The 6,777-nt window shown below is 36.0% G+C and carries 10 protein-coding genes and 1 pseudogene; 9 read left to right on the top strand and 2 right to left on the bottom strand.

Features of this window, described 5'->3' with window-relative positions:
* The first annotated feature begins 371 nt into the window (after positions 1-371).
* Both TE34_RS16260 and TE34_RS16255 read left to right on the top strand, forming a co-directional pair.
* Positions 372-635, top strand: a complete 264-nt coding sequence (locus TE34_RS16260; RefSeq protein WP_047985878.1) for a hypothetical protein — start codon at positions 372-374, stop codon at positions 633-635.
* Entirely contained in the window at positions 632-1,015 is a 384-nt protein-coding gene (locus TE34_RS16255) for an aspartyl protease family protein (RefSeq protein ID WP_047985877.1), read from the top strand. Before TE34_RS16260 ends, TE34_RS16255 begins: the two co-directional genes overlap by 4 nt.
* A gap of 88 nt (positions 1,016-1,103) precedes the next feature.
* On the opposite strand, the pseudogene TE34_RS16250 reads toward TE34_RS16255, so the two are convergent.
* Positions 1,104-1,778, bottom strand: a pseudogene (locus TE34_RS16250) (coenzyme F420-0:L-glutamate ligase); the annotation flags it as partial.
* Between the two features lie 111 nt (positions 1,779-1,889).
* On the opposite strand from TE34_RS16250, the gene TE34_RS16245 reads away from it, so the two are divergent.
* The 6 genes from TE34_RS16245 (at position 1,890) to TE34_RS16220 (ending at position 4,505) form a co-directional block, all read left to right on the top strand.
* Positions 1,890-2,177, top strand: coding sequence for a hypothetical protein (locus tag TE34_RS16245; RefSeq protein ID WP_047985876.1), 288 nt, complete (start codon positions 1,890-1,892; stop codon positions 2,175-2,177).
* Positions 2,178-2,259: 82 nt separating this feature from the next.
* A complete protein-coding gene (locus tag TE34_RS16240) occupies positions 2,260-2,580 on the top strand; it encodes a hypothetical protein (protein WP_047985875.1) in 321 nt (106 codons plus the stop codon).
* Between the two features lie 43 nt (positions 2,581-2,623).
* A complete protein-coding gene (locus TE34_RS16235; protein WP_047985874.1) occupies positions 2,624-3,130 on the top strand; it encodes a hypothetical protein in 507 nt (168 codons plus the stop codon).
* Positions 3,131-3,308: 178 nt separating this feature from the next.
* The gene (locus TE34_RS16230) at positions 3,309-3,596 is read left to right on the top strand and encodes a nucleotidyltransferase family protein (protein ID WP_047985873.1); all 288 of its coding nucleotides are present in this window, start codon (positions 3,309-3,311) and stop codon (positions 3,594-3,596) included.
* Entirely contained in the window at positions 3,593-3,931 is a 339-nt protein-coding gene (locus TE34_RS16225) for a HepT-like ribonuclease domain-containing protein (protein ID WP_047985872.1), read from the top strand. The genes TE34_RS16230 and TE34_RS16225 overlap by 4 nt, the downstream gene beginning before the upstream one ends.
* A gap of 91 nt (positions 3,932-4,022) precedes the next feature.
* The gene (locus TE34_RS16220) at positions 4,023-4,505 is read left to right on the top strand and encodes an immunoglobulin-like domain-containing protein (RefSeq protein ID WP_047985871.1); all 483 of its coding nucleotides are present in this window, start codon (positions 4,023-4,025) and stop codon (positions 4,503-4,505) included.
* Between the two features lie 53 nt (positions 4,506-4,558).
* On the opposite strand, the gene TE34_RS16215 is transcribed toward TE34_RS16220, so the two are convergent.
* A complete protein-coding gene (locus tag TE34_RS16215) occupies positions 4,559-5,749 on the bottom strand; it encodes a coenzyme F420-0:L-glutamate ligase (protein ID WP_047985870.1) in 1,191 nt (396 codons plus the stop codon).
* Positions 5,750-5,874: 125 nt separating this feature from the next.
* On the opposite strand from TE34_RS16215, the gene TE34_RS16210 reads away from it, so the two are divergent.
* The gene (locus TE34_RS16210) at positions 5,875-6,759 is read left to right on the top strand and encodes a LysR family transcriptional regulator (protein WP_047985869.1); all 885 of its coding nucleotides are present in this window, start codon (positions 5,875-5,877) and stop codon (positions 6,757-6,759) included.
* Positions 6,760-6,777 lie beyond the last annotated feature (18 nt).

Here is a 6,777-nt window from a genome sequence, read left to right as displayed (position 1 = left end):
CTCTCCACCACATCATTAACAGCGTAAGCAACATCATTTTCTTGTAATTTCATTTCTAAATCTATCGGCAAAACAACTTGATTCATGGTATAATGTTTGAACATAGGGATACCTCCTGATAGGTTATTGTGTGGTTACTTTAATTTTATCAGAGGGTGTCCTTTTTGTTTACTAAAAAGAGTAAGAATATTAAAAAAGACGTAGCACTTACCATTTTAAATGGTTAGCGCTACGTCTTTAATTATTTACTGGGGTTTTGTCCCAGCCTCTTTCTATATTATTCGGTTTAAGAAGACTAATTAGTTTAGAGGGATTTACTCATTTAAGTGTAAAATGATATATTTGATGTATAAGAGATGGAGGTGTTAAACGTGAAATGGGAGCAAGTTCGTAAACAATATCCAGAACAATGGGTACTTGTTGAAGCAATCTCTGCCTACTCGGAAAACTCAACTCGCTATGTAGAAGAATTATCTATCATTTCAAATTTCTCCGATTCAACTATTGCCTGGAAAGAATACAAGAAGCTACATCTAGCAGAACCTTCACGTGAATACTATATTTTCCATACTGACCATGAAACACTTGATATTAAGGAAGAAAAATTCATTGGAGTTAGGAGGCGACTCCAATGATTATCAGCATGCAGGATGGTTTACCAATAGTCTCTGTCACTCTTTTATATAGAGGAAAGTCAATACTAATAGATAACATTCTTTTAGACACTGGATGTTCCACAACAATCTTTGATACCGATGAAGTAGAATGTATTGGTCTTACGATAGACCGTAGAAATGGTAGACCGAAGCGAATGTATGGTGTTGGCGGCGAGAGTGAGCTATGTTATGAGCAAACCGTTTATGAGTTATCGATAGGCGACTATTTAATGGATTCTTTTGATTTACAGTTAGGTATTACAAAAGAAACATACGGATTTAATGGAATATTGGGCGTTGATTTCATGATGAAATCAGGTCTAACCATTGACTTTGAAGAAATGGAAGTAAAAATATAAGCGAACTAGAAACTATAACCTCCCCCTTAGACTTTAAATGAAAAAGAAGGATGTACTCTTCATCAGGAGTACACCCTTCCTTTAAACCCTACTTCGTATAATTATCAAAATACCCTTGAATATAAATCATCGGTGTCCCTTTATCTCCACTACCGGAAGTCAAATCAGATAGTGATCCAATAAGGTCTGTTAATTGTCGAGGCGTTGTACCTTGTGCTTCCATCGCACCAACAAGATCTTCATCTTTATTCTGAATGTATTCAGAAATAGCTTGTTTTAACTCTTCCCCGCGTAGGTGAGAGAAGTTGTTATCCGCAAGGTATTTTAACTTCACTTCATTCGGTGTACCTTCTAGTCCTGCAGTGTAAGCAGGAGATACAACAGGATCTGCAAGCTCCCAGATTTTCCCGACTGGATCTTTAAAAGCTCCATCCCCATAAACCATAACTTCCACGGTCTTGCCAGTGATTTCTTTTAACTTCGCTTGAATGCCATCTACGATTGGTTGGCAGTTATTCGGGAAAAGCTTTACACTTTCCTCGGTTGATTTATTCGAACCAAGTAAACCGTAGTCTTTATTAAAACCACTGCCATTAACGGATTCGTTTAGAATATCATCCAGGCCAAATATGGTTTCCACTCCATTGTACGTTAGAATGCGTTTCGTTCTAAAGCGAGAGTGGGTATCACATGCTAGTGCGTGTTTCGTATAGTCTAAAATTATATTTGCTTGTAAAAAAGTTTCAACCTTATATTTCTGAATATTTTAATTATATCTTTATTAAATGGCGCCACTCGTATACTATTAAGGTGTGAGAATTTCTACTTATAGCTAATAGGGCAGAGGAGTTTAACAAGGGCTAGGGGGGGCGGTATGAATTCTGAAAATAATATATTAAAGTGGGTTCGGACATTACCATTAATCATTGGAATTATATTCATTGTTTATGGCTGGATTCAATCTTGGAGTTACCAAGGTGTCTCATCGAATTATTATAGTGAAGAGATTGCGATGAAGTATACAATTCGGTCCTATGTTTTTGTTATTAGTGGCATAGTTATTGTATTAAATGGAGTTTTGTTAGGGAAAGTTATTAAATATTTTCATTCCCGTGAAAAACATCTTGAACATGAGATTAATCAATTAAAGAAAATCCAGTAGATGAAAAATATAATCTTTATCAATTCTAGTTCAAGTATTGAGGTTTAATTCAATGAGTTACTAAACTATTAGGAGGTCGATTGTGAACATCGTACATTATTTATTAGTATTAGTAATGGTAATTGGAATAGTAAATATAATAATGTCGCGTGTTTATAGAGATGAGGAAAAAACAGATAAAGGTTTTGAACTAATGAATCATAAATTAACGTATAGAAGGAGAATGTTGCGTGGATTGTTGAGCATTCCCTTTGTATTCCCAGTATATTTTGCCTTTATTGGGATAAGGGGAGATATAACTTCAAATGAAAAGATAGCGATTGGAGTCTTTATAGTGCTTATTCTCATGTTAGAGATCTCCTATAATTATGTGAAATGGAGAAAAGTAGAAAGGAATATATAACCTATAAGTTACTAGAAGAGTGTTGTTTTAGGAGGTGGAAATGATGGGGCAAAATTATTTTATATTACAAGCTAATAATTATAGAGAGTTCCAAATAGAATTCGGAAAAATACAGTGGATGTACTATGACATGGTTACAGATTATGCTGGATTCGGACACAATATTGATTATGAACACTTTGAATATGAGAGATTTCTCTTTGCTACTACGGACAATGAGTTGGATTTTTATCAAAGACAAATGGAAATCGTAAAACAAGGAGCATTAGTAGCATTAGGATGTGAAGTGGTCGATCTTCTTGATGAAGCCCGCAGAGATAGTAAGGTCTATCAATTCATTACAACTGCATTGTCTCATCCAACAATAGAGAAAGTACCATTTGAAAAAGAAGTACTGTTATCCATGAAGAATGCACTAGAAGAAGAAATTGATCATGCATGGACAGTTCTTCCCAATGGTTCCATACTGAATGATAAATTGGGAGAAGTTTACCAAAGATATGTATTCCAATACTTTAAGAATATGTTTGAGGAAGCGAAAAAAACATGAGTTTTTGTACTGTACTAGGATATTTATAAGATAAGCTAGTCTAATTGTGTAACAAGACAATTTAATGAATAATTTTGTTTCAACTTGTGTTTAATAGAATTATAAAGAAGCTATACAGCCAATTTTTTAAAAATGATATAATGTTTTTAAGAGTAATGAAGAATGTGAGGGATTTGTTATGCTATTTGATGTTCTTCAAGAAAAGCGTGATTTGATTTTAAAAGTGGCAGATGATCATGGTGTTCAGAATGTACGTGTTTTTGGTTCTGTTGCTAGGCATGAAGATGGACCTCTAAGTGATCTTGATTTACTTGTACAATTTGAGAAGGATAGAAGTTTGTTTGATTTGATTCGATTTAAACAAGAAATGGAAGAGCTACTCGATGTTAAAGTCGATGTTGTAACAGAAAATGCCATTCATTGGAGTATGAAAGAAGATGTGTTAAGCGGAGCTATTCCATTATGAAAAATGACAAAATCTACTTGCTCCATATTTTAGAATGTATAATAAATATCGAATCCTATATTCCAAATGGCGAGAATGATTTTTTTAGTTCTAAATTAATTCAAGATGCGGTTATCCGTAATCTAGAAATTGTCGGGGAAGCAACTAAGCGTGTATCAAAAGATTTTCGAGAGCAACATTCCCATGTACCTTGGCGTGAGATGGCAGGATTAAGAGATGTTCTAATTCACGATTATTTTGGAGTAGATAATGAAATTGTTTGGAACGTGGTTGAGAAAGAAATACCACTTTTAAAAGATAAGATAAGTGATTTATTGGATCGATTGAATAACTAAGGGCTTGGATTATAAAGAATCTAAAGCCTTTTTAATATTTAATTGTTTTGTATTAACTACAATAAAAAAATCCATTTTTAGGAGTGATTACATGAAGAGAATGTTGTATTCACTATTCTTTATAACTATATTTATAACTATAAGTGTCCTACTTTTATCTGCATGTGGTTCAGAACAAACTGCCGATGAAAAAGATTGGGAACTAACAACTTATGAAGCTGTAAATACATTAGACGGAGTAACTATGAATGTGAAAGAGGAGACGGTATCTGCTACAGGTTTAACCGTAACATTTGAGAACAACACCGACAAGCAGTGCATTTATAGTGAGGATTTTTTGTTGGAAAAGAAAATAGATGGAAAGTGGTATCAAGTTCCCGTTATCCTAGATAACTATGGCTTTAATGAACCTGGCTATGAGATCAATCCTTCCAGTGAGTGGACAGTCGATTGGGAATGGCTCTATGGTAGTCTGGATTCTGGAGAGTACCGAATAGTGAAGAGTGTACTGGGTTTTAGAGGGACTGGGGACTATGATGAGCATCATTTGACAGCGGAATTTACCATTGATTAGTAAAGATATTTAAAGGGAAAGAATGCTCTTCTAGCACCCTTTCCCAGCCAAACCTACTTCGTATAATTATCAAAATACCCTTGAATATAAATCATCGGTGTTCCTTTATCTCCACTACCAGAAGTCAAATCAGATAACGAACCAATTAAGTCTGTTAGTTGTCGAGGTGTTGTACCTTGAGCTTCCATCGCGCCAACTAAGTCCTCGTCTTTATTCTGGATATATTCAGAGATAGCTTGTTTTAGCTCATCGCCACGTAGGTGAGAGAAGTTGTTATCCGCAAGATATTTTAACTTTACTTCATTCGGTGTACCTTCTAGTCCTGCTGTGTAAGCTGGAGATACAACAGGATCTGCAAGCTCCCAAATTTTACCGACTGGATCTTTAAAAGCTCCATCCCCATAAACCATTACTTCTACTGTCTTGCCAGTGATTTCTTTTAACTTCGCTTGAATGCCATCTACGATTGGTTGGCAGTTATTCGGGAAAAGCTTTACACTTTCCTCGGTTGATTTATTCGAACCAAGTAAACCGTAGTCTTTATTAAAACCACTGCCATTAACGGATTCGTTAAGAACTTCATCCAGGCCATACACTTTCTCTGCACCGTTGTTGTTCAGAATGCGTTTCGTTCTAAAACGAGAGTGAATATCACATGTTAATACATGTTTCGTATAGTCTAAAATCGTTTTTGCATTATTAGAGAAGATGACTTCACAAGTAGCCCCTTCAGCTTCAATTAATTCTTTGTAGTATTCAATATAGTCTACACCAGTAAAGCGGTGTTTTTTATAACCGAAATGCTGACGGAATTCAGCTTCTGAAAGGACGTCTGTCCATGGGTTAATTCCTTTAATATCTAACTCATCGATATCAACCAAGTGGTTTCCAACTTCATCGGATGGATAGCTTAGCATTAAGACAATTTTCTTTGTTCCTCTTGCAATGCCTCGTAATATGTTAGAGAAGCGGTTACGGCTAAGAATTGGGAATATCACGCCAACAGTTTCCTCACCAAATTTTCCTTTTATATCAGTAGCAATATCATCAATCGTTGCATAGTTTCCTTGTGCACGAGCAACAACCGATTCGGTGATAGTGACAATGTCACGGTCTTCAATTGAAAAACCTTCCACCTCTGCTGTATGTAATACGGTGTTTACTGCGATTTCTTCAATGTTATCTCCAGTGTTAATGATTGGTGTACGAAGTCCGCGTACGACTGTTCCTACGACTCTTTCCATGTTGATCGCTCCCTAATAAGAGTTTTCTAATATCTGGGTCTATCTATTAACCCTTAGCTACTATACCTCTTAAATTGCTATAAGTAAAATTAATATTTATAATATCCCATATAAGGGGTGTTAATATGATAGGCAAGTTAGATTTATATCGTATCTTCCAAGCGGTGAGCCAGAATGAAAGTTTCTCCAAGGCAGCGAAGGAACTGTACATGACGCAATCTGCTGTCAGCCAAGCTATTTCCAGGCTGGAGAAAGAATTAGATATACAGCTTTTTAACCGCACGTCAAAGGGCGTTGCACTAACCTCTGAAGGAAAATTACTACACGAGCACGTCCAGTCAGCGCTTGGCATGATCCAAGTGGCAGAAGATAAACTAACCGAATTTAAAACATTACAAACGGGCCAATTGCGTATCGGAGTTGGCGATACGATCTCTCGTTATTTTCTGTTACCTTACTTAGAGTTATTCCATGAAAAATTCCCAGGAGTCAAATTAAACATTTTAAATCGTACGACCTCTGAAATTATCAACCTTATAAAGTCAGGGAAAGCAGATGTTGGGATCTGTAATTTACCGGTGAAGGATGAACAACTTGAGGTGATTCCGTGTAAAGAGATTCAAGATACCTTTGTTTGCGGGGAGAAGTATAAGGAACTTGCGGAAAAGCCGATCCAATTAGAAGATTTGATGAAGCAACCGCTTATTTTCTTGGAGCGAAAATCCAATTCGCGTATGTTTGTGGAAAATTTCCTGAAAGAAAGAGGATATCATGTATCACCTGTATTTGAGTTAGGGTCGTATGATCTCTTGTTAGAGTTTACCAAAATTAATTTAGGTATCTCCTGTGTCATTAAAGAATTTGCGAAGGATTACTTAGAACGAGGCGATTTATATGAGGTGAAGTTAGAAGAGGAAATACCGAAAAGGAGTATTGGGATTTGTTATTTGAAGAATGTCCCACTTTCGAATGCTGCGAGAAAGTTTGCGGAGAGTATTCAAGCGATTTGAGTGAGGAGAAAGGGGCTA

This window comes from Ornithinibacillus californiensis, assembly GCF_001038485.1.
Taxonomy (GTDB): Bacteria; Bacillota; Bacilli; order Bacillales; family Amphibacillaceae; genus Ornithinibacillus; species Ornithinibacillus californiensis.
This window is presented reverse-complemented; position numbering and strand designations above follow the sequence as displayed.

Coding starts and splice junctions, on each gene's coding strand:
- TE34_RS16255 (WP_047985877.1), top strand. CDS start 632: ATGATTATCAGCATGCAGGATGGTTTACCAATAGTCTCTGTCACTCTT.
- TE34_RS16245 (WP_047985876.1), top strand. CDS start 1,890: ATGAATTCTGAAAATAATATATTAAAGTGGGTTCGGACATTACCATTA.
- TE34_RS16235 (WP_047985874.1), top strand. CDS start 2,624: ATGGGGCAAAATTATTTTATATTACAAGCTAATAATTATAGAGAGTTC.
- TE34_RS16230 (WP_047985873.1), top strand. CDS start 3,309: ATGCTATTTGATGTTCTTCAAGAAAAGCGTGATTTGATTTTAAAAGTG.
- TE34_RS16225 (WP_047985872.1), top strand. CDS start 3,593: ATGAAAAATGACAAAATCTACTTGCTCCATATTTTAGAATGTATAATA.
- TE34_RS16220 (WP_047985871.1), top strand. CDS start 4,023: ATGAAGAGAATGTTGTATTCACTATTCTTTATAACTATATTTATAACT.
- TE34_RS16215 (WP_047985870.1), bottom strand. CDS start 5,749: ATGGAAAGAGTCGTAGGAACAGTCGTACGCGGACTTCGTACACCAATC.
- TE34_RS16210 (WP_047985869.1), top strand. CDS start 5,875: ATGATAGGCAAGTTAGATTTATATCGTATCTTCCAAGCGGTGAGCCAG.